The organism is Lutispora saccharofermentans, from assembly GCF_024363565.1.
GTDB classification, from domain to species: Bacteria; Bacillota; Clostridia; order Lutisporales; family Lutisporaceae; genus Lutispora; species Lutispora saccharofermentans.
This window is the reverse complement of record NZ_JAJEKE010000002.1, coordinates 365,104-385,223: the sequence shown is the minus strand read 5'-3', so window position 1 is coordinate 385,223 and position 20,120 is coordinate 365,104. Positions and strand designations below refer to the sequence as shown.

Sequence of the window (20,120 nt, the reverse complement as noted above, 5' to 3'; positions counted from 1 at the left end):
TCATTTTGTTATTATCATTATATTGCCATTTATATTTTCTTGTCAATACGCTTTTATTATTTAATAAAAACACCTGCATTTATCATAAATAAAGATATTTATTGATTTGCTAAATAGGCAGGCGCACCACAAATACTGTACCCTGGTTGCCATTGGATTCAATCCCGATTTGACCGCCGTGACGCTCTATGGTATCTTTAGCAATCGCCAAACCTAGTCCGGCCCCGCCGGTTTTGCGGGAACGCGAAGTATCCGCCCTGTAAAAAGGCTCAAATATCCGCTCTCGCTGCTGCTGACTGATGCCAATGCCGCTATCGGCAATCCTGATGGACACGTGCCTTTCCTCTGCAGCAAGGCAAATTTCAACACTGCCGCCCTTAACGTTGTATTTGACTGCGTTTTCCACCAAGTTAGCCAGAGCTCGATAGAGCATAGCTGAATTAGCAGGCAAAAGCCGTTGGAATTTGTCGGTTATACTTGTAGTAAGCTGTTTTTCTTCTATTTGCGGCTGTAAATCCCATAAAATATCCTGAAGCATCAAATTCAAATCCACGCTGTCTTCAAAACCATAATCGTGCTGCATAGACATCGTAAACAAATCGTTTACCAGTTTGATCATTCGTCCGGTCTGCTTCTCTGCTACCTGTACCGCCCAGGCATATTCTTCCGAAGAAGGGTTTTCTTCCAGCCGCAGCACATCCAAGCTGGTTTTGATAGCAGCCAGCGGCGTTTTTAATTCATGTGCGGCAGCAGAAGCAAAGCTTTTTTGCATGTGAAAAGCTTTTTCCAAACGTGATAAAAGCATATTGAAAGAATCCGCCAGCCGGTTGATTTCATCTCCGGCTTGAAAATCATCGATGCGGACATTAAGGTTATTTTCAGTGATGCTACTGATTTTTTGGCTCAATTGATGTACAGGCCTCAGAGCATAACCCAAAGCAAAATAAGTAAAAAAGCCGCCCAGCACAATTACGGCACACATAAGCATAATGCTCTGATCATTAAATTCCTCACTGGCCTGAGCTATGGTTATTGTATCTTGATCTGTATATTCGCCTGCATAACCGCCCTCATTAGCCGAATTGACATTATAGATCGTACTGGAACTATCAGAGGATTGGGCTGCCTTGAATATGGAACTTGCATTGTAAATAGAACTGCCGGTCAGGATAAAGGCTAAAATAATTATGATTACGACCGTAACCAGCGTCAGCCGCATGCGTAAAGAAAGTATCTTCATCCCTGCTCCTTCTCCTTTCCCAGCAGATAGCCTGCCCCTCGTATATTGCAAATGATATTATATCCCACGATCTCACTCATCTTTTTACGCAGCAAACTTATATGCACTTTGACAGTGCCGGAAAATAAAACATCATCCCCGGCCCACACATGCTCAAGCAATTCCTCTGCGCTAACCGGTCTGCCTTGATTTAAAAACAGGTATTCCAAGATGGCGTATTGCTTGGGCGGAAGTTCGACTACTGCACCTGCGGCAGTCCTCACAATACGCTTCACCGTATCCAGTAAAATCCCCTCACATTGCAGTACGCTTTCCCTATGCACGAAGGACCGCCTTAGCAAATTGCGCACACGGGCTTCCAATTCGCCAAAATCAAAGGGCTTTATCAGGTAATCGTTAGCGCCCAAATTCAATCCTTCAATACGATCGGTAAAGTCGGAACGGGCCGAAAGAATGATAATTCTTTGCTGCCAGTCCGTTTCGCGGATGGCCCGCAATATTTCCAAGCCATCCATACCCGGCAGGTTCAAGTCAAGTATAATAAGATCATATGAATTTATTTGAGCCAGTTCCAACCCCTCCACTCCGTCTGCCGCTCCATCCGCCAGATAGCCCAGCTTCCGAAATCCCCGCAGCAAAGCAATGCGCAAATCATTTTCATCTTCTATAATCAATAGCCGCATTTTATTTCCTCCTTTGTCAAACCTGTCCTTTACACTATCATAATTATAGTATAGCAGTGTCATGGTTAATTTTGAGTTAAGACGCAAAAACATTTCTGAGCTTAACCTTTTCTTAACCTGTTGTTTTATATAATATTTTTAAAAGATCAAAAATTTACGAGGAGGTTTTATAATGAAAAAAATGATAATAGCCATTTGCTGCTTTACTCTGCTTTTTTCCGGAAGCATACAAGCCGGCGGAGAACCGCAGCTGCCAAAGCCTATTACCGTTACCCGCAATGGCCTTATTATGTCGGTGAGGCCGGAGCTGGAATTGCTGACAATTGTCCAATACATGGGCAAGGATAATATGAATATCCGTTATGGATTGATCAGCCGTTTTTACACGAATTATAAAAAGGACATTGATGATCATTTTAGAAAGTATGATAATCATCCGGCCGTGCAGTATTATGAAAATGCAGCTTTTAGTGCCATTGATGAACCGCCTGCCATGATTCTGTTTATGAGACCGGACTTTACGGTGGATGAAGAAGCTTATCGAAGCTATATCAAACAGTTTGACTCAAATGACTTCTACTTTGATGAAATAGAAAAACTGCAGGAGTTTTTCGACCTGCTGAAAGATTTCTATTTAGCCAGCGATTTTGAATCGTTCTTTAAAAAGCATATAGATTACTACCAAACTATATTGAATAATACTCTGGCGATTTTGCCCGAAGAAAACCTGCTTGGCTACATGGAAGAGTTCTATGGCCAGAAGTTTGACGAGTATAATGTGGTGCTGGTCACCCTGTTCCACACCGGAGGCTTTGGCCCCTCAATAGCCAAAGGCGAGCAGCGATTTATTTATTCTTTGCTGGGACCCAATGATGTAGCAGACCGCATCCCTGTCTTTTGGGATTGTGACTATTTTACGGAACTGGAAGCCCACGAGTTTGGTCACAGCTTTATCCCGATTTCCGGTGAAGAACATTTTGCCGAATGGATTGAAAAGAGCAAGCATTTATTGGAGCCAATTTCCGAAGAGATGGCAGGCCTCGCTTATTCTGATTGGGATACCGTTCTGGAAGAACTGATTCTAAGAGCTTGTGTAGTTGAGATGATGAAATATTACAATCCTGAACGAGCAGAGCAATTGTTGGCGGAAGAGCGAGAAAATGGATTTATTTATATCGATACCGTTTGCAAAAGCATTAACAAATATCTTGCCGACCGTGCCGTATATAAAAATTTCAATACGTTTATACCGTTAATTATTGAAGATTTGATTGTCACATATCCATAATGAATATAAAAGGCCACTATCTATTCTTTAGATGTGGTCTTTTTGTACCCAGTAAAAAACGCAACACTGGTTCATTATAACAATAAGTATATAGATTCAGGCTTAACGGGTCATATATTTATTCCCCTATAGATATCCTCAGTAAGAATCTTGCTATTCTGGGGTCATAGTATCTTGCATTCAGCAGGACTGTCAAGTCTCCATGACCGTTGTACATGTAGTAAGCTGTTCTATTGCCTGCTTCTCTTATAAGAAGGTTTGTGCCATATATATTTCTTACTGTTTCATTTCCTTGTCCGATTATTTCAAGTACTACTTTGTCATATTCATAGCAGACTATATATAACGCCTTATTCTCTTCTGATATACGGAAGCAAAAAGAACTGTCCTAATGCTTCCTATAAAAACAAACCTCATAATAACTAAATTTAAAGCAAAGAAATTAGATGAAATAATATACTAAAACATGTGTCCTAAAATGAGCACCTTGCATAAGTTAAACTGAGAAAGGCCAAAAAAATAGGAATCTGGCAAGCACATTCTCAAATCCGATGAATATTATCATTGTTGAATATATCTGGAATATATAACCATAATATTAGGAGATGAATTTATGTTAAATATATTGATGATAGCTTCCGTAACATATCTTGGAATGGTGTTTTTTACAAAATACAGAACGCCGATTGCAGTATTAGGGTCAGCAATACTATTAATATACGGTAATCTATCAGGTTCATTTCCTGCTAATTTAGCATTTCAAAACTTTCCACAGGAAATAGTTATCTTAATAATAGTATTAGGGTTATTTACGAAAATATTTGAAAGAAGCGGCCTTTTTAACTATATTGGTTATCAATTTGTCCGTTACTCCAAGAAGAAGAGAATTTTAATAGTTATACTGCTTCCTATAGTAATGTATGCTACTTCATTATTCATGAATAACCTAACTGTCATTCTGTTGTTTACATTTATTTGCTTAAAACTTGCACTAAAATTTAATTTACCTATTATACCATTACTAGTATCTGCAATTATTGCATCAAATATAGGAGGAGCAGCCTTGCCTTGGGCCGATACTCCAGCAGTAATCATCACATTATATACAGATTTTTCTTTATGGGATTTCTTAATAAAATTATTTATTCCTTGTTTTATTTATACGATATTGCTAGTTAAATATAGCATGACTTGGTTTAATTACTTAGAGAAGAAAAAATATCCATCCGAAAAACAAACACTTCTTACCAGGAAAGGAGATAATAACGTTTCTCCATTAAGCTTAGATAGAAAACTGCCAGCAGATACTTCTGTAATTAGCTATGTTATTAAACCTAAACTCCATGAAGATAAGGCAAAGCCAATAAAAAGAACTAAGAATCAGGAAATTCAACTATCACATTATAAAAGAACTGAACCTTCTGAAGAACTTTCATCTGATATTAATAAAATTCACTACACTATAAAACCTAAACCCCATGATAAGGAGCCTCCCCCTATAAAAAAGCATAAAAAGCTTATGATAAAAACAGATCCGTTTGATACTTTTGAGGAGGCACATATGAATATAAATTGGAAGAAAGCGAAATTACCACTGGTTTTATTCTTTCTATTCATTACTTTTATTTGCATAGGCCCATTTATAAATTTATCTATAGCATTTATATCAGTGATATTCGGTTCAATTCTTTTAATAACTAATGATCATAACCCTGAAGACACCATAAATGCTATACCGGTTCTAGACTCACTTATATTTATCGTAGCACTATTTTTAATAGGCGGAGTGTTGGAGTATAGTGGAATATTAAATATAGCTGTAAACTATGTACTAACTTTTACTGAAGAAAGTGGAGCTTTAATATTAATAAGTATTATGCTCATGGCATTTATTATAGCGACTTTTCTCTCTGCTGGCCCTGCGGCTGCAACTTTGCTGCCAATATGTAACCAACTGTCGTCTATAGTGGGTAACAACTTGGTATACGCTGCCTTAGCTCTAGGTATTCTGGCAGGAAGTAGTATGCTACCGTGGTCAGCAACTGGTGGACCTGTATTATTAGGGGAAGTAACTCGTTTCTTAAAGCTGCCTAATTTAAAAATGAAAGACAAAAAAAGTGTGATGGAGATTTTTGATCTTAAGCATTACTTAGCTTTTTCAATACCTTTTTCACTTATTATGGTGGTTTTGAATGCTTTAATATTGATTCTATATCTAAAAATATTTTAGTGTTCTTTGGACTAAATATTCTTTTATTTTTAACTAAAGCTTGTATTATAAATGAAAATAATCAGAATTCAGGTTATCGGCAAGTATAATCAGAACTCTTCAGTTTTATGATTCAATCGTATGCTAAAAATTTTCTTTAAACTGTAACCAAGCTGATATCACATAATAATATGTAGTAGGCAAGTTTTACATTATTTATCACTTCAAAAATATATTGGAAATTAAATAAGGAGGAATTGAAATGTCAATTGATTATAACACAGGTAAAAACGCTGTGGAAACCGAATCGATAGAAAAACCTGAGATAAATGAATCTATTAATACAGCTTATGTAGGAACATGCCAGCAAATGATTGAAAGTGAAATATACTTTGCGCCGCCTGAAAAAGATAGGGTGCTCGAAATAATCAGTATTGATAGAAAGATTGAGCTAGCAGATGCAGAAGCAAGTGAAAATGCCGTATTTGTTAATGGTCGAATTCACAAAGGCATTATGTATAAGACTGTGAAGGGTCAGAACAACAATAATAAGGAAAATGAAGATCAGAAAAATAATGAACAAGCCAACGATAAACAAGATAAAAATAAAAAAGAGAAGAATAAAAAAGATAGCGAAAAAAAAGGCAAAAGAGAAGCCTCTATAAAGATTGCTGATTTAATTCCAATAGCTGTCGATGGGGTTGTTCGTCATACAACTACTTGGATACCTTTTAGATGTTATATTCCTATAGAAGGTGCTCATACAGGAGATTCATGTGAAATTGTTTCAACCGAATTGCTTGATAATGGCAGCAGAATTAAAAATATAAAATATGAAGATGCAGATGTATCTGCTGAAAATGATACTACTAATGAGCCAGCTTATATTCAAGGAGTAATAGATACAGATGTTATAAAAATTGTTGTGAAAGTGATCAAGTCATAGATTCACATTTTACTTGCATTGAAGTAAAAAATAACAATAGCCACTTGGAAACAGGGGATTGCAGATGATTTTACAGTTAGATTTATAATTATAGATTTACAGCTGTTGAGTATGTGGATAGATAGCCTTTAAATCTACCTGTTATGTTATTTCTTAACTAAATTAATAGTTAATAAGGAGGTTAATTGAATTGTACACTCATAATTCAAAATATAAACATAACCATAGTAAAAATGTAAAAAACTGCAGGACTAATGAAGAAAAAAAATACAAATCAAGTGAATCTGCAACTGATGTTGAGGAATCCAGCGCAGAGACTAACAAATCTAACGAAGAGACTAACAAATCTAACGAAGAAACTAACAAATCTAACAAAAGGAAGCGGGAGTCTGGCACAGCGATTAAAAGAACCTTTGTGGGGATAAATGAAGCCTCCGAAGAATCTAATATAAAAATATGTCAACATGCAATTGAAAGTGAGGTTTACTTTGCACCACCAGAAAAAGATAGGGTGCTTAAAGTAATTAATGCTGAAAGAACGCTTGAATTATCAGATGTAGATGTAATTGAAAACGCCGTGTTTGTCGGTGGCCATATACAGAAAACCATTATGTATAATACAGTAAAAGCTGAGGATCAAAAAAATAGTAATAAGGAAAAGGATGAGAATAAGGAAGACAAGAAAAATGAGGAAAAGAAAGAAGAAGAAAAACTTGCTGTCAAGATTAATGAATTAAATCCTGTAGCTGTCGATGGGGTTGTTCGCCATACAACTGCTTGGATACCTTTTAGATGTTATATTCCTATAGAAGGTGCACAGATAGGAGATGCATGTGAAATCATATCAGCTGAATTGCTTGACAATGGCAGTATAAGTAAGAGCATAAATTATGAAGAAGCAGATATGTCTGCTGAAAATGATACTGCTGCTTACGTATTACCTTATATTCAAGGTATAATGGATACAGATGTTATAAAATTTGCAGTGAAAATTACCAAGCAATAAAAAAATATGTTGAATCCTTATACGGGAAAGCAAACTACCGGCTTAGCCGGTAGTTGTGATTTATAATCATGAAAATGCCGGAAATATCGTCATAACCCAAGGAATTACTGTTATTGCTATTAAAACGTGGGTGTCATTCCAAATGTGGATCTGCTTATTTCGGCAGTCAAAATTGAATATTCCTTCTGCTCGAGGCGGGGGTCGCTCCCCAGCGTTGCCCTATCTTGCGTATGAATAAAAGCATTATTATGCAAAAATTTTTGTTAGATTATTCCGTTTACACAGATTGCGGAACACTCCCTATATGGGTCTGTTTCTCCGTCATATCTGTATGGGTTATCAGCTTCTCCTGTTTCTTCTGTGATATTGCCGTTGTAAATATTCGGATACTATTATAGAAGTAAAAAGAAAAGCCGATATAAAGAATCATCTTATACCGGCTTGCGCCTTAGCGTTCTTATCGCAACTTCATGCTCTCCAAGAAGTCCATGAATAGATTTATTGTCCTCAATTATAGTGTCTATTTTTTCATTAGTTGTATCTAATCTTTTATTTATTGTTTCCAATTGTGCATTAACTTCTGTTCTAAATTCCATTAAACTTGCGGTATGATTTTTAATTCCATTTACCTCTTTATCTATTTTGTTTAATTTTTCTAATACAAGGTTTTGAAATTCTTCATTTGTCATTCTCTCAACCCCTTCTTAAAAATCTGTATAATTATTTTTATTATAGCCTAAACTCAAGCATAAAACAATTTTAATTCCTACAATGTGTAATCCTTCAATATGTTTGACAAAACGCAACTTGTTGCGTATAATAATAAGCAATAAGTTGCGTAATGATTTGGAGGATTACAATATGGATATTCCGACCAAAGAATACCTCTTTGGCAGTATTTTTCTTCTCGCAAATAAGCTGCAAACTTTGGGAGACGCTTTCTTGGAGCAGATGACATTAAAGCAATGGTTACTGCTTATCATGATTTTTAATATGGAGAATAAACAGCCATCCGTAACGGAAATAGCAGAGTTTATTGGCAGCACCAGGCAGAATGTACGAAAAATGCTGGGGGTTCTCTCTGCTAAAGGCTATGTTACGCTTTGCGTAAACAAGCAGGATAAACGGAATTTATCCGTAGCTCTGACTGAAAAGACATTTCTGTTCTTCACCCAATTTGAAGCCAAGGGAGCTGCCTTTCTGGAACAGCTTTTTGATGGAATTAACGCTGATCTTCAGGAAAGCGCCAGAATCACGATGGAAACACTTTTTAACAATCTCGAAAGGATGAAAATGCAATATGAAAAAAGCGATCGTCATATATAAATCCAGGTATGGCTTTACTAAAAGATATGCGCAGTGGATTGCGCAGGAGTTAGACGCGGAGCTAATGGAAGCCGGAAGGATAAAACCTTCAGATTTACGAAATTATGATGTCATTATTTATGGCGGCGGCCTTTATGCGGGCGGCGTAAACGGCGTTTCGTTGATCACCAAGTCGTTTCAATCTATTGCGGATAAGTCACTGTACCTTTTTACTGTAGGCGCTGCTGATGTAAGCGATGAAAAGAATATAAACAGCATCCGCAGTTCGTTATCGAAGGTGCTTACTCCTGAAATGGAGAGCAAAATTAATATCTTCCATTTTAGAGGCGGCATTGATTACCCGAGGCTCAATTTTATTCATCGCATCATGATGAGCATGATGGTTAAAATGATCAGAAAGAAACCTGAAGCCGAATTGAGTAAGGAAGAGAAAGATATGCTGGCAACCTATGGTCAGGTTGTGGATTTTACGGACAAATCCGCCATCGTCACCATGATTGATGCCATAAAAGCCCGAAAATAATCACATTTTCATGGCGGTGTGAAATTTTCTTTGTAAATAGCTTTCTATGACAATATTTGTGTGGGTTTGCAGGCCAGAGTTTGGCATGCAAGCCCTAACTACACTTTAGTGAAAAACGAATGGCATGTCAAGAGCGCCCTTGGAAAGGACGTTTATTTACTCTTGATATGCCGTTTGTTTTTTGCTACTCAGAAAGCCTGCCTTCATACATGATGGACAGCTCCCCATAGACCTTACCCCAGTTACGTAACGTTAAAGCCCCTTTTTTTCACAGTCTCTGGGGGCATGCCCCCCCAGTCTCTATAAACAAAAACATCTTAATCTATAAAAATTATAATAAATTAACCGTCCCCAATGCTTTTCATCAGCCGAAACTGTGTGACCTTATAATAGCTCTATCGTTTCAATCTTAAAATATTTCTAGCTCCACAATTGGAACAATACATTATTCTCTCTAACTCTGAAACATTGTTGTCGTTTCTTATATCTTTTACCTCAAGATTATTCTGTTCACATTCTGGGCACAAAATCTTTGCATCTGGATTCTCAGCAATTAACTTACCCGCCTCAATCCATTTTTGTGTTTTTGATGATATCATATTATCAACTCCTTAAATGCTCTTTCTGCAAAGTCGAATGCTGCCTTTGTTTCTTGTGCTGCAAGTCCTCCTGATATCCCCGCCGAAGAAGCACTGGTATTTAACCTATATAATTCATGCAGTACCGTTTTTGACAATTCTCCACTTGAGGTAAAAGCTTCCCTACCAATTAGGAATCCGTTTTCTCCAAACATTGTCATTCCTGATGCAGGTAATCCGGGCTCATACTGTATTATTCTATCCCCAATGTTAACTGTCACACTCTGACCAGCTCCATGTGCAGCTTTAATCTTTGCAAAGTCTGGTGAGCTAATTATGGTTTTCGCTTCATTGATAATTTTGGATTCTACTGCATTAAATCCTTTTATAGTACTACTCGCTCCCCCACTGACTGCCATAACACCATTCTTTGTTATGCTTACTGCAATGCCAGACAATGCCAAGGTGGCACCTGATTGGAAGCTGGCTTCATCTTCAAAAAGCTTATATAGTTCTTCTATAGATAGTTTGCTTACATCTACACCACGCTTTGACATATCAAGCAGTTTATTTTGGAAAGCAGCTATGGAGATTTCAGAATATCTTGGATCATTAGTATATGATAGCTGCGGATGAGTATCCCACCATTTGGTATATGCAATGTCCACATTTTTATTCTCACTACTTATAGCGAATATTGTAGATGTTCCAGCAGTGCCCGTTCCCTTTGGTGTGCTTCCAAGCCCTATAGTTCCTTGAGTACTAGGTTTAATTTTGTCTTTTCCAGCTACATCATTTGTGCTCTTACCTTTTTTATCTTCTTTATCCTTTTTCTCTTTTTCTTTACCCACTATCTCATTTGTGTTTTTATTTACTGCATATCCGTCTCCTCTGCCTACTTCATTTTCGTTTCTATACTTGTCCCTTATTTTTTCAGAATCGTCATGTTGTTTGTCTCTTTCTTCTAATGCTTTTTCTTTTTCTTTTTGAGTAAGACCGGGGTCATTTGCTTTTCCATTGTATTCAGTCCATTTATCTGAATATTCCTGTACTAAATCTTGTTCTGCTTTGCTTAGATGTTCTTTATCCCAATCTGTTACTATATGTCCGGTTGGGTCTATATACATTATTGGTTCATTATAACAGTATATGTATAGATTCAAGCTCATGCGGGTCATATATTTGTCCCCTATAGGTACCTCAGTAAGAAATCTTGCTATCTTGGGGTCATAGTATCTGACATTCAGCGGACCTGTTAGGTCTCTATGTCTGCTTTTCTTATAATCAAAAGCAGAGTAAAAATATGAATACTCTCTACTTACATATCATACATATTTTCTTTGCATGTTGCCGTCATGAATATGTATATATAATCAGAAGCAAAAAGAACCACTGCTCCCCAATGCTTCTGTCAAAAACTTTATTGCTTATCCTTCAACTGCTTTCGTTTCTCACCTTCTGTAAGTTTCTTGTAGTTTTTCTTTGTTACAACCTTCTGCCCCGTTTTTGATTCAAGCTCTTTTCTGGCGTTTCCGGCAACAGTACCACCCTCATATGCTGCCGTAAGATTCTCTATAAAACCTTGTGCATCCCGGTTTCGTGCTATCTCTGTTGTAGAAGCCTCACCAAGCATTGTGAAAATCAATTCAAGGTCTGTCATGTGGTCACGAAGGTTCTCGGTTGGTCTGTTTAATTCTTTAAATTTCTTATATTCAGTGGGTGTCATTCCAAATGTGGATCTGCTTATTTCGGCAGTCAAAATTGAATATTCCTTCTGCTCCTTAACTCCTCGTTTTTTCCACTCATCTGTCAATTCATCGCGAACTGCAATGCCACGCATACGTTTTTCAATCCAATCATCGCTATAGCCTTTCATTTTGTAGGTTTCTCTAATCCGTTGAGTAGCAAGTTCAGGATTTTCGATTTCCTCAAGCCGTTCATTTCCAACTTGGGCCAACCATCTTTTGAAAGGCTCCGCTTTAGGCGATGGAATGGACTGAATAATTCTTAGTAAGGTCGTTGCATCAGCAGCATCAGTTTCCCTAAGTTTACCGTCTTTTGCTTCCATTCTCAACTGTACGATTTTTTCGTACAGTTCGTCAAAGCCTTCTTTTTTCAGCTTTCTTTTAAGATCACTCCAATATCTTCTAGCATTATCAGCTTCTGAAAGAATTTCAACCACATCTATTATAGAAAAGTACCATCTTTGCTCGCCTTCATTCCATTGGGATCTTACTTTTTTTGATTCAAAAAGTTTTATATTGCTCATAACCCCCACCCTTTACATTTTCTGCTACCATTTTATCACACAGCGTTATCTTTTGATAGTTTGGGCGGTCGATTTTCCAGCGTACCATAATAATATTCACAAGTCTACGCATGATGCATACAAGTGCCTAAGACTTAGTTTTTTCTTCACTAATCTTTTGCTGGAAATACGCTTGAAACACAGCATTTCGAGGCTTAACCGCTTTTCTATTAATTACAATTGTGCTTTTGCCCTCTTTATCCTTTTTGCCTTTTTCTTTCCCTACTATTTCATTTGTATTTTTATTTACTGTATATCCGTCTTTTCTTCCTTTTTAATTGTATTCAGTCCATTTATCTGAATATTTCTGCACTAAATCTTGTTCTGCTTTGTTTGAATGTTCTTTATCCCATGCTGTCTCAGCAGGTCATATATTTGCCCCCCATAGGTATCCTCTGTAAGGAACCTTGCTATCTTTGGGTCATAGTACCTTGCATTCAACAGAGCTGTTACGTCTCTATGTCTGCTTTTCTTATAAACAAAGGCAGAGTAAAAATATGAATATTCTTTACTTACATATATATTTCCTTTTACATGCTGCCGCTGTCAATAGTATAGGTATAAATTTTAGAAGCAAAAAGAACCGTCCTAACGCTTCCTTGATGTTTTTATAGGAAATATCCTTTGATTTAGCCCTTTGGCTTTTATTTCTTCATATGGGTTTGCCCTAGGTATTTCATCTTCTTTCATATCCTCAAGATATAGGTCTAATGCTTCTTTAGCCATTGTCATTGCTTCTTCTGTAGAACTACCACATGAAAAACAGCCAGGTAAATCCGGGAAATATATTGATATTGGGTCATCATCATAATCAAAAACTGCATAAAACATTATATTCCTATCCATACTTCTCTTCCCCTTACATTTAAAATCCTGCTTGCTTCTTAATAGCCTCTAACAAACCTCTACCTAATGACTTGTTCCCATGAACAGGTACAACCGTTTTTCTTCTGTGATATTGCGCTGTCTATCTATTTCCAGTTTCGGTTTACAAATTTTATGTCTACTCTTTACTTAAGAAGAAAGAAAGACGGTCATCATATGGATAACCGCCTCCAGCATAAAATAATTATATTTCTTTTACTAAAATTGCTTCTTCCTTGTAATTATCAATGCTATTAATATTTATCCATGGAATATCTGAAGGTCTTATTTTGTAGAACCTTACAGTGCTACCAAACTCATCATGAGATATTATAAGATGAAATTTCTCCTTAGGAAACTCTGTCTTTAACTTATTCTCCCAAATCTCAATTAATTCTAACGCTATTCTTAAGGATTGTTTAGGGTTATCATCTAACTCTGGCAAAATATCTGACAAATGAACATGATTATTAGTTGCCTCAAATTGAGTTTTATCGCAAAAAACATTATTAGACTCAAATTTTTCTGGTAAATCATCTAAATTACTTCCTAATTGCAATAAGATACAACCATCCCATTCAATAACTTGGGGAGGAAACTTGTCTAATATATTTATATTTGGTAGTTGATAATCAATATCTCCATTTTTAATTTCTTCAATCATTTCTTCCATTTTTTTATTTATTATCATACTATTATCTCCCTATGGTAATTTTATTCCTGGTTCCCCCAAATACTGCTCTAATCCAACATTTAGTTTCTTCACAAAATCAGGATTATTTAGATTAGCATTTACTGACTTGGGTGCAACATTTCCATTTTTATCAACGAACACTTGCTTTTGTGGGTCAAATAAGTACTTCTTTCCATTTGCGTCTTGATAGTGAATCTGTCCAGGTCTTTGTCCAGGGTTAGGGTTTTCAACATCTATTCTTGCTTGGCTACCCTTTTCTTTCCATACAGTCTTACTTATTACCTGGGTTCCATTCTCCCCAAACATGGAATTATCTTTACTCCCGCCCTCATTTCCAACATAGCCACTGCTCCTATTAACATTATCAATACTATTATAGGTAATCCGGACACCTTCTGCTGTTTGTATTACTGCTGTTCCGTTACTTGCTATTATGTCTACTATCGCTCCACTTGAGTTTACTATTATTTCTCCTGAGCTCGTTATAAGGCTCTTAAGTCCATTTCCTAAGGATATTACACCAAATATACTATTGGTGATCGATCCAGCAGTATATGTCTTGCTAAAATCCGGGTTTCTAAGCCAATCGCTCTTACTAAAAGAATCTATTCCTCTTAACTGGTCTATCTTTTCACTTACTTTATAAGCTTTCCCACCAAATAAGCTATCATCTACAGATATTATCCATCCACCAAAGTTGTCAAGCAGCTTGCTTCCCGTTGTTGGATAACTTGGGCTGTCATTTATTTGTGGGATGGTGTTATTTGTGCTTTTACTTTTTTTATCCTCTTTATCTGCTTTATCCTTTTTCTCTTTTTCTTTCCCTACTATCTCATTTGTGCTTTTATTTACTGTATGCCCGTCTCCTCTTCCTATTTCATTTTCGTTTCTATGCTTTTTTCTTATTTCTTCAGCAGAGTCATGTTGTTCGTCTCTTTTTTCTAATGCTTTCTCTTTTTCTTTTTGAGTAAGACCGGGGTCATTTGCTTTTTCATTGTATTCAGTCCATTTATCCGAATATTTCTGCACTAAATCTTGTTCAGCTTTGCTTAGATGTTCTTTATCCCAATCTGTTACTATATGTCCACTAGGGTCATAATACATTATCGGTTCATTATAACAGTATGTGTATAGATTCAGACTCAGCGGATCATATATTTGCCCCCTATAGGTATCCTCGGTAAGGAATCTTGCTATTTTGGGGTCATAGTACCTAGCATTAAGATAATATATGCCTGTCTCTTCATCATATCTGTAGCCTGCATATCTGTATGGGTTATCGGCTTCTCCTGTTTCTTCTGTGATATTGCCGAATGCATCGTAGTAGTAGCTCCCTATTATATTGCCTTGGTCATTCAGCAAAGCTGTTACGTCTCCATGACCGTTATACATATAGTAGGCTGTTTCATTTTCTGCTTCTCTTACAAGCAGATTTGTTCCATATATATTTCTTGCTGTTTCATTGCCTTGACCGTCTGTCTCCAGGACTACTTTGTCATATTCATAGAGGTATCTTTGGGTTATTCCGTTTATTGTTTTTTCTATCCTTTGCCCATATCCGTTGTAGGCAGCTATTATCGTCTTGTCACCTTCTATTGTTTTTATCAGTTGATTCCATGAGTCATATTCATAGTAGGTTATGTTTTTGTCTGTGCTTTGACCTGCTTTGTTGAAGTCAAAGCTTCCAGTGAGGTTCGGGTCTACAGGCTTTGTTGTTTCTACCACCTTGGTCATTGTGTTGCCGTTTGGGTCATATTCATATTTGGCGGTTTCGGTTACAGCTCCGTTTCTGGTGATCGTATTTATCAGCCTGTTTTGTTCGTTGTATTCATAGGTGGTCGCTATGGTTTCGGAGCCTTGTGTGATGGTTTCTTGTATCCTGTTGCCTGCCTTGTCAAATATGTATTCCGTTATTTTCCCGTCTGGTTCGGTGACTTTCTCAAGTCTGTTCAGGCTGTCATAATCATAGTTGGTTATTCCTTTTTGGTCTTGCTTTTCTATTTGATTGTGGGCAGCATCATATTTATAGCTGTATGAGTCTATTATGGTTCCGTCTGCTTTTTTGTTTACAAGGGTCTTTACCAGGTTATCCTTGTAATAGGTGTATTCTTCTTTTGCTCCTTCCGGGTATTCTACGCTCTTTCTGCTGCCGTTGCCATAGTATGTAAATATTGTTTCTTCAGCATTTGATATTACTTTTATGAGCCTTCCTGCTTTGTCATATACTTTTGTGGTTTCATTGCCTTTCGGGTCTGTTGATATTTCTGCATGACAGCCTTCGGCTTCCGTTATATCATATTGATATGTCAAGATGCCCATATGGGGCACTGTCTTTGTCAGCACTCTGTTTTCTTCATCATAGGTGCGTTTAGTTGTTCCGGTGCCGTCTGTCATTGTGAGCTCGTTGCTGTTTCCGTCATAGGTGTATGATACGGATTCAGAGCCTATGCTTTCTTCGGTGAGCCTTCCGTGTATATCATAGGTATAGTTCGTTATTTGACCCTTTCTATCCTTCTTTGCCTTCATATTTCCGTCGGGATAATATGTGAAGCTCTCTACTTTGTCATTTATATATACATATCTCCCTGCTTGTCCTGTCCGGCCTCCATGGTCGATCCTTCTTATTGCTTTGTTTGCTGCATTGTATTCATAGGTGGTCGTATTGCCCTTTGCATCTTTTTGGGTCAGTATATTGCCGTTAAGATCATAGGCATATTCTGTCCTCTCTCCTTTTGCATTGGTTACGGCTGTCATATTGTTGAATTCGTCATATTCATATACTATGGATATGCCCCGTCCGTCTGTTTCGGCTTCAATATTGCCTAGATCATCATAGGATTGGGTCGTCACATGGTCTTCGGCATCGATGGTATAGATGAGCCTTCCGTTTCTGTCATAGCTGAATTGAGTCATATTTCCCAGCGCATCATAGGATTTTGATTGAAGATTATTTTTGTTGTATTCGAGCATCTGTATGGTGGTATATGGATCCTGCTTTTCAATCAGCCTATTAAGCGGGTCGTATATGTTTGTGTATACATTGCCCAGCCAATCAGTCATTTCTGTTTGGTTTCCGTTTGCATCATAGGCATATGATGTGCTTTTCTCTATGCCGTTTACAGTCGTCTTTGTCTCTATGAGTCTATTCAGACTGTCAAACATGTTTTCTCTGGTCACGCCATTTCCGTCGGTTTCAAATCTTTTATTTCCATTCCTGTCATATTTGGCCGAGGTAGTTATGGCCTGGGTCCCATCAGCTTTCTTGCTGGTGTATGATATCACCCTGTTTTGGCCGTCATAGGAATATTCTTCTATCCTTCCTATGGAATTCTTCTTCAAGCGCGTATTGGCATTTTCATCATACTGGTATATTAATATATTGGGTTCTATCGTGCTGTCACCGGGGGTTATTGCTTTCCTGATCTTGTCCAAAGCGTTATATTCATAGGTTGTAGTATGTCCATTTCCATCGGTCTCCGCCAATAGCCTTCCGGTCAGGTCATAAGTATTCGTCCTTAAGGCCTTTTCCTCCGAATATGAGTTTTTCTTTACCTTTACAGTCAAAAGATTGCCTGCATCATCATAGGAGTATAGCGTTTCTACCCCTTTTGCATTGGTCTCGCTGATCTTTCTTCCCAATGAATCATATTCGTACTTTATGGTGAAGGGCAAGCCTCTTTGCCGGGTAACGGGGTCTATAAAAGTCACCGGCTTGCCTGCAAGGTTATATGTGTATTCCGTTCCATAGTCCTGCTCATATCCCAATGCATCGGATTCTTTTATTACATTGCCTCTATTATCGTATTCAAGATTTTTTGCGTTTATCCTTATCCAACTGCCGCTGCCGGCATCTTTATATATGTCTATCTTTTGCAGGATCCTGCCCATAATGTCATAGACATATTCTATTCTATTCATCTCATCCATGGTCTTGGCGGAGTCATAGTTTTTTGGTGATACTTCCGACAGCTTTCTGCCTGCCCTGTCATAGGCGTATAGGGTTATTCCACCTTCTGCGTTAGTTACCTTTGTCAAAAATCCTCTCTTGTCATATTCATAGAAAGCAGTATTATCATTGGCGTCTTTAGTGGTCAGCGGCTTGCCTTCCCAGTCATAGGTCATGGAGGTCATTATAGTGACGGGCGCGCCGTTTTCATCCGTTCCAGGCTTGCTTTCACTGAGGAGCCTGTTTAGATGGTCATAGGTATAAGAAGTTGTCACCATCCTGGGATCAGTGACTGTCTTTAGGTTGCCGTTTTTATCATAAGAGTAGGATGTCAGAAGTATCTTTTCATCCGTACTGTCAAAGCTGTTGCCGAAAATATCCTTGGCGCTGACATGGAGCTTTTGTTCCACTGCTTTGTTCAGATGATTATATGAATACTCTTTGGTCTTCATATTCTCAGCACTGACATATACATCTTCTCTTGACATATTGCCGTCATCATCATATTGATATTCTGTCCTTCTCCCAGCTGAATCAGCTGCTGATTTTAAAAGGCCATTTCTATAATAGGCATAGCTAGTAGTTACAAAACCGGAGGGCATTTCGAAAAGAGCAACTTTCCCTTTGCCTGCTTTTTCCGCTTTCTTATAGCCTGCCTTATCGTATTCGATCTTCGTATAGGTATATAGTATGCCCTGGCTTGATGTTTCAAAAGGAGTCCACTGCTCGGTAAGCCTGTTGAGAGCATCATATTTGAAGTAGGTTATGCTTCCGTCCACATTTGTGCTTGTTTCAAGCAATCCATTGGGCTTATATGTCGATGTCTCCTTCGTTCCGTCAGGATTTTGCCTTTCTGCAAGCCTGTCTGCATAGTCATAGATATATACTGCTGAAGCCTTCAGCCCATCATTTATATGCTCTATCTCCGTATTTTGAGTCTTGCCGTCGGAGAGCACAGCATAGGAGTATTCATAAAGAATGAACTCAAAGGAAACAGCACTATCTTTAAAGAAAACCTTGGTGAGCCTGTCCATATTATCATATTCATATCTGTAAACCGCTCCGTTTGGCTTTGTCTCGGTAATCTTGTTCCCATATACGTCATAGGTGAAGCTTGTCGTATTGTTCAAAGGGTCTGTAATGGTCTTGACCATGCCGCTGTCATAGTATGTGTATCTGAAGCCTGCTCCTGCATCATTGTATTTGTGATTGGCCATATCATCCTTGGCAGGGTCATACTGGCCGGGCCATATTTCTTGCACCTTTCGCCCGTTGGCATCATATATGATCCTGGTAGTCTCTCCATCGTCAAGAATAGTCTTTTCCAGCAGGCCGTTCTTGTCATACACATAATCAGTATTGTATCCCTTGGGTGTCGTTTCTCTGGTCTTTTGCCCTATCCTGTTATATAAATAAGCTGTCACCTTGCTCTCAGGGTCTGTCTCTGTCTTTATATTCCCGTCAGCATCATAGGTATAGCTTGTAATATTCCCTTCAGGGTCTGAAATGCTTTTTAGGAGCCCCCCTGCATTGCAGTTAAACTGGGCTTTAGCTTCCGCAGCAGTGTAGTAGGCGTATTGGGTGACGGCAAATTTTGTCTCGTCGCAGCCCTGGGAATACACATCTGTCCCGTTCAGAGGCTGGGCCTTTTTTAATAGAAGCTTCTTATTGGTGTCATATATATAGAAGGTTTGATTGCCCAGCTCATCCTTTTCCAATATAAGATTGTTCTTGTCATCATAGCTGTATATCTTGCAGCTTCCATCGGGATTTATTGTCTTTATAACATTTCCTCTATCGTCTATTTCGTACTCTGTCTTATTGCCGTTTCTATCTATTACAGATTTTACATCTCCATATTTGTTCTTCCCGCCTGTGAGGAAATACTCGGTGTATGTGGACTTTGCATCCGGGTCCTGGACTCTTGTAGTATACATGGAGGAATCATACCAATAGGTATACACTCTATTGTTCATGTCTGTAATGGTGGTCTTTTTGTTTGTGGTATCGTAGGAATAATTCACTACATCACCTAAAGCGTCGATGGCCTGGGATACCTTATGCTGGTTCTCTCCTTCATTATGATTGTAGGTGATCTTTGTGATTTGCTTGCCGTAGTGATCCTTTATTTCCGTCATAAATCCCCATGTATCGTAGGAGTATTTCATAAGGTTGTTCATGGCATCCTTGACCTCAGTAAGCCTGTTGCTGGCATCATATTTATAGCTTATGATCCTGTCCTCAGGGCATACTATATTATCGATATAGCCATTTGTGGTATTGTAATTTATTGTGTATGTCCTCCCTACGGTATCTGTAATTGCATTTATTTTGCCGTTGGTGCCGAAGGAAATTACTACAGCATTGCCATTTCTGTCCTCCATTTTATTGAGTCGCCCGTTTGTATTGAAATAGTATTTATATTGATCCTTCGCAGTCAACACATATGTGCCGTCTGCGTTCTTTGCAAGAGCGCTTCTGGAATCCTCGGGAGTGTACACGCCGTTTT

Annotated in this window: 15 protein-coding genes and 1 pseudogene; 6 read left to right on the top strand and 10 right to left on the bottom strand. The window is 38.0% G+C overall.

Features of this window, described 5'->3' with window-relative positions; genetic code table 11:
- Positions 1-109 precede the first annotated feature (109 nt).
- Both LJD61_RS04635 and LJD61_RS04630 read right to left on the bottom strand, forming a co-directional pair.
- A complete protein-coding gene (locus LJD61_RS04635) occupies positions 110-1,240 on the bottom strand; it encodes a sensor histidine kinase (RefSeq protein ID WP_255226342.1) in 1,131 nt (376 codons plus the stop codon).
- Positions 1,237-1,923, bottom strand: a complete 687-nt coding sequence (locus LJD61_RS04630) for a response regulator transcription factor (RefSeq protein ID WP_255226341.1) — start codon at positions 1,921-1,923, stop codon at positions 1,237-1,239. The genes LJD61_RS04635 and LJD61_RS04630 overlap by 4 nt, the downstream gene beginning before the upstream one ends.
- 172 nt (positions 1,924-2,095) lie before the next feature.
- Here LJD61_RS04630 and LJD61_RS04625 point away from each other — a divergent pair, with 172 nt between their 5' ends.
- From LJD61_RS04625 to LJD61_RS04610, 4 genes are all read left to right on the top strand, one after another.
- Positions 2,096-3,211, top strand: a complete 1,116-nt coding sequence (locus LJD61_RS04625) for a DUF4932 domain-containing protein (protein ID WP_255226340.1) — start codon at positions 2,096-2,098, stop codon at positions 3,209-3,211.
- A gap of 613 nt (positions 3,212-3,824) precedes the next feature.
- Positions 3,825-5,441 carry an ArsB/NhaD family transporter gene (locus tag LJD61_RS04620; protein ID WP_255226339.1) on the top strand — a complete coding sequence of 539 codons (1,617 nt, stop codon included), beginning with the start codon at positions 3,825-3,827 and terminating at the stop codon, positions 5,439-5,441.
- A gap of 241 nt (positions 5,442-5,682) precedes the next feature.
- A complete protein-coding gene (locus LJD61_RS04615; protein WP_255226338.1) occupies positions 5,683-6,366 on the top strand; it encodes an SPOCS domain-containing protein in 684 nt (227 codons plus the stop codon).
- A gap of 190 nt (positions 6,367-6,556) precedes the next feature.
- A complete protein-coding gene (locus LJD61_RS04610) occupies positions 6,557-7,372 on the top strand; it encodes an SPOCS domain-containing protein (RefSeq protein WP_255226337.1) in 816 nt (271 codons plus the stop codon).
- A 431-nt stretch (positions 7,373-7,803) separates the two neighbouring features.
- Here LJD61_RS04610 and LJD61_RS04605 read toward each other — a convergent pair whose 3' ends face one another.
- Complete coding sequence (locus tag LJD61_RS04605) at positions 7,804-8,061, bottom strand: hypothetical protein (RefSeq protein ID WP_255226336.1); 258 nt, start codon at positions 8,059-8,061, stop codon at positions 7,804-7,806.
- A 172-nt stretch (positions 8,062-8,233) separates the two neighbouring features.
- Here LJD61_RS04605 and LJD61_RS04600 point away from each other — a divergent pair, with 172 nt between their 5' ends.
- Together LJD61_RS04600 and LJD61_RS04595 are read left to right on the top strand one after the other, a co-directional pair.
- Positions 8,234-8,698 (top strand): MarR family winged helix-turn-helix transcriptional regulator, encoded by a 465-nt coding sequence (locus LJD61_RS04600; protein WP_255226335.1) that lies wholly within the window; start codon positions 8,234-8,236, stop codon positions 8,696-8,698.
- The gene (locus tag LJD61_RS04595) at positions 8,673-9,221 is read left to right on the top strand and encodes a flavodoxin domain-containing protein (RefSeq protein ID WP_255226334.1); all 549 of its coding nucleotides are present in this window, start codon (positions 8,673-8,675) and stop codon (positions 9,219-9,221) included. Before LJD61_RS04600 ends, LJD61_RS04595 begins: the two co-directional genes overlap by 26 nt.
- Positions 9,222-9,616: 395 nt before the next feature.
- Here the strand turns inward: LJD61_RS04595 and LJD61_RS04590 are convergent, their stop codons facing one another.
- From LJD61_RS04590 to LJD61_RS04565, 7 genes and pseudogenes are all read right to left on the bottom strand, one after another.
- Positions 9,617-9,820, bottom strand: coding sequence for a hypothetical protein (locus tag LJD61_RS04590; protein WP_255226333.1), 204 nt, complete (start codon positions 9,818-9,820; stop codon positions 9,617-9,619).
- Positions 9,817-11,046, bottom strand: a complete 1,230-nt coding sequence (locus LJD61_RS04585; protein ID WP_255226425.1) for an RHS repeat-associated core domain-containing protein — start codon at positions 11,044-11,046, stop codon at positions 9,817-9,819. Before LJD61_RS04585 ends, LJD61_RS04590 begins: the two co-directional genes overlap by 4 nt.
- Before the next feature lie 173 nt (positions 11,047-11,219).
- Positions 11,220-12,068 (bottom strand): BRO-N domain-containing protein, encoded by an 849-nt coding sequence (locus LJD61_RS04580; RefSeq protein WP_255226332.1) that lies wholly within the window; start codon positions 12,066-12,068, stop codon positions 11,220-11,222.
- Positions 12,069-12,695: 627 nt separating this feature from the next.
- Entirely contained in the window at positions 12,696-12,953 is a 258-nt protein-coding gene (locus LJD61_RS04575; RefSeq protein ID WP_255226331.1) for a type II toxin-antitoxin system HicB family antitoxin, read from the bottom strand.
- 19 nt (positions 12,954-12,972) lie between these two features.
- A pseudogene (locus LJD61_RS20670) lies at positions 12,973-13,047 on the bottom strand (type II toxin-antitoxin system HicA family toxin); the annotation flags it as partial.
- 129 nt (positions 13,048-13,176) lie between these two features.
- A complete protein-coding gene (locus tag LJD61_RS04570) occupies positions 13,177-13,662 on the bottom strand; it encodes a hypothetical protein (protein WP_255226330.1) in 486 nt (161 codons plus the stop codon).
- A gap of 12 nt (positions 13,663-13,674) precedes the next feature.
- Positions 13,675-20,112: an RHS repeat-associated core domain-containing protein gene (locus LJD61_RS04565; RefSeq protein WP_255226329.1), complete on the bottom strand. Its 6,438-nt coding sequence runs from the start codon at positions 20,110-20,112 to the stop codon at positions 13,675-13,677.
- Positions 20,113-20,120: the final 8 nt, after the last annotated feature.

Excerpts from the sequence above, each read along its gene's own strand:
- LJD61_RS04625 (WP_255226340.1), top strand. The coding sequence starts at position 2,096 with ATGAAAAAAATGATAATAGCCATTTGCTGCTTTACTCTGCTTTTTTCC.
- LJD61_RS04630 (WP_255226341.1), bottom strand. The coding sequence starts at position 1,923 with ATGCGGCTATTGATTATAGAAGATGAAAATGATTTGCGCATTGCTTTG.
- LJD61_RS04575 (WP_255226331.1), bottom strand. The coding sequence starts at position 12,953 with ATGGATAGGAATATAATGTTTTATGCAGTTTTTGATTATGATGATGAC.
- LJD61_RS04615 (WP_255226338.1), top strand. The coding sequence starts at position 5,683 with ATGTCAATTGATTATAACACAGGTAAAAACGCTGTGGAAACCGAATCG.
- LJD61_RS04570 (WP_255226330.1), bottom strand. The coding sequence starts at position 13,662 with ATGATAATAAATAAAAAAATGGAAGAAATGATTGAAGAAATTAAAAAT.
- LJD61_RS04580 (WP_255226332.1), bottom strand. The coding sequence starts at position 12,068 with ATGAGCAATATAAAACTTTTTGAATCAAAAAAAGTAAGATCCCAATGG.
- LJD61_RS04595 (WP_255226334.1), top strand. The coding sequence starts at position 8,673 with ATGAAAAAAGCGATCGTCATATATAAATCCAGGTATGGCTTTACTAAA.
- LJD61_RS04605 (WP_255226336.1), bottom strand. The coding sequence starts at position 8,061 with ATGACAAATGAAGAATTTCAAAACCTTGTATTAGAAAAATTAAACAAA.
- LJD61_RS04620 (WP_255226339.1), top strand. The coding sequence starts at position 3,825 with ATGTTAAATATATTGATGATAGCTTCCGTAACATATCTTGGAATGGTG.
- LJD61_RS04590 (WP_255226333.1), bottom strand. The coding sequence starts at position 9,820 with ATGATATCATCAAAAACACAAAAATGGATTGAGGCGGGTAAGTTAATT.
- LJD61_RS04635 (WP_255226342.1), bottom strand. The coding sequence starts at position 1,240 with ATGAAGATACTTTCTTTACGCATGCGGCTGACGCTGGTTACGGTCGTA.
- LJD61_RS04600 (WP_255226335.1), top strand. The coding sequence starts at position 8,234 with ATGGATATTCCGACCAAAGAATACCTCTTTGGCAGTATTTTTCTTCTC.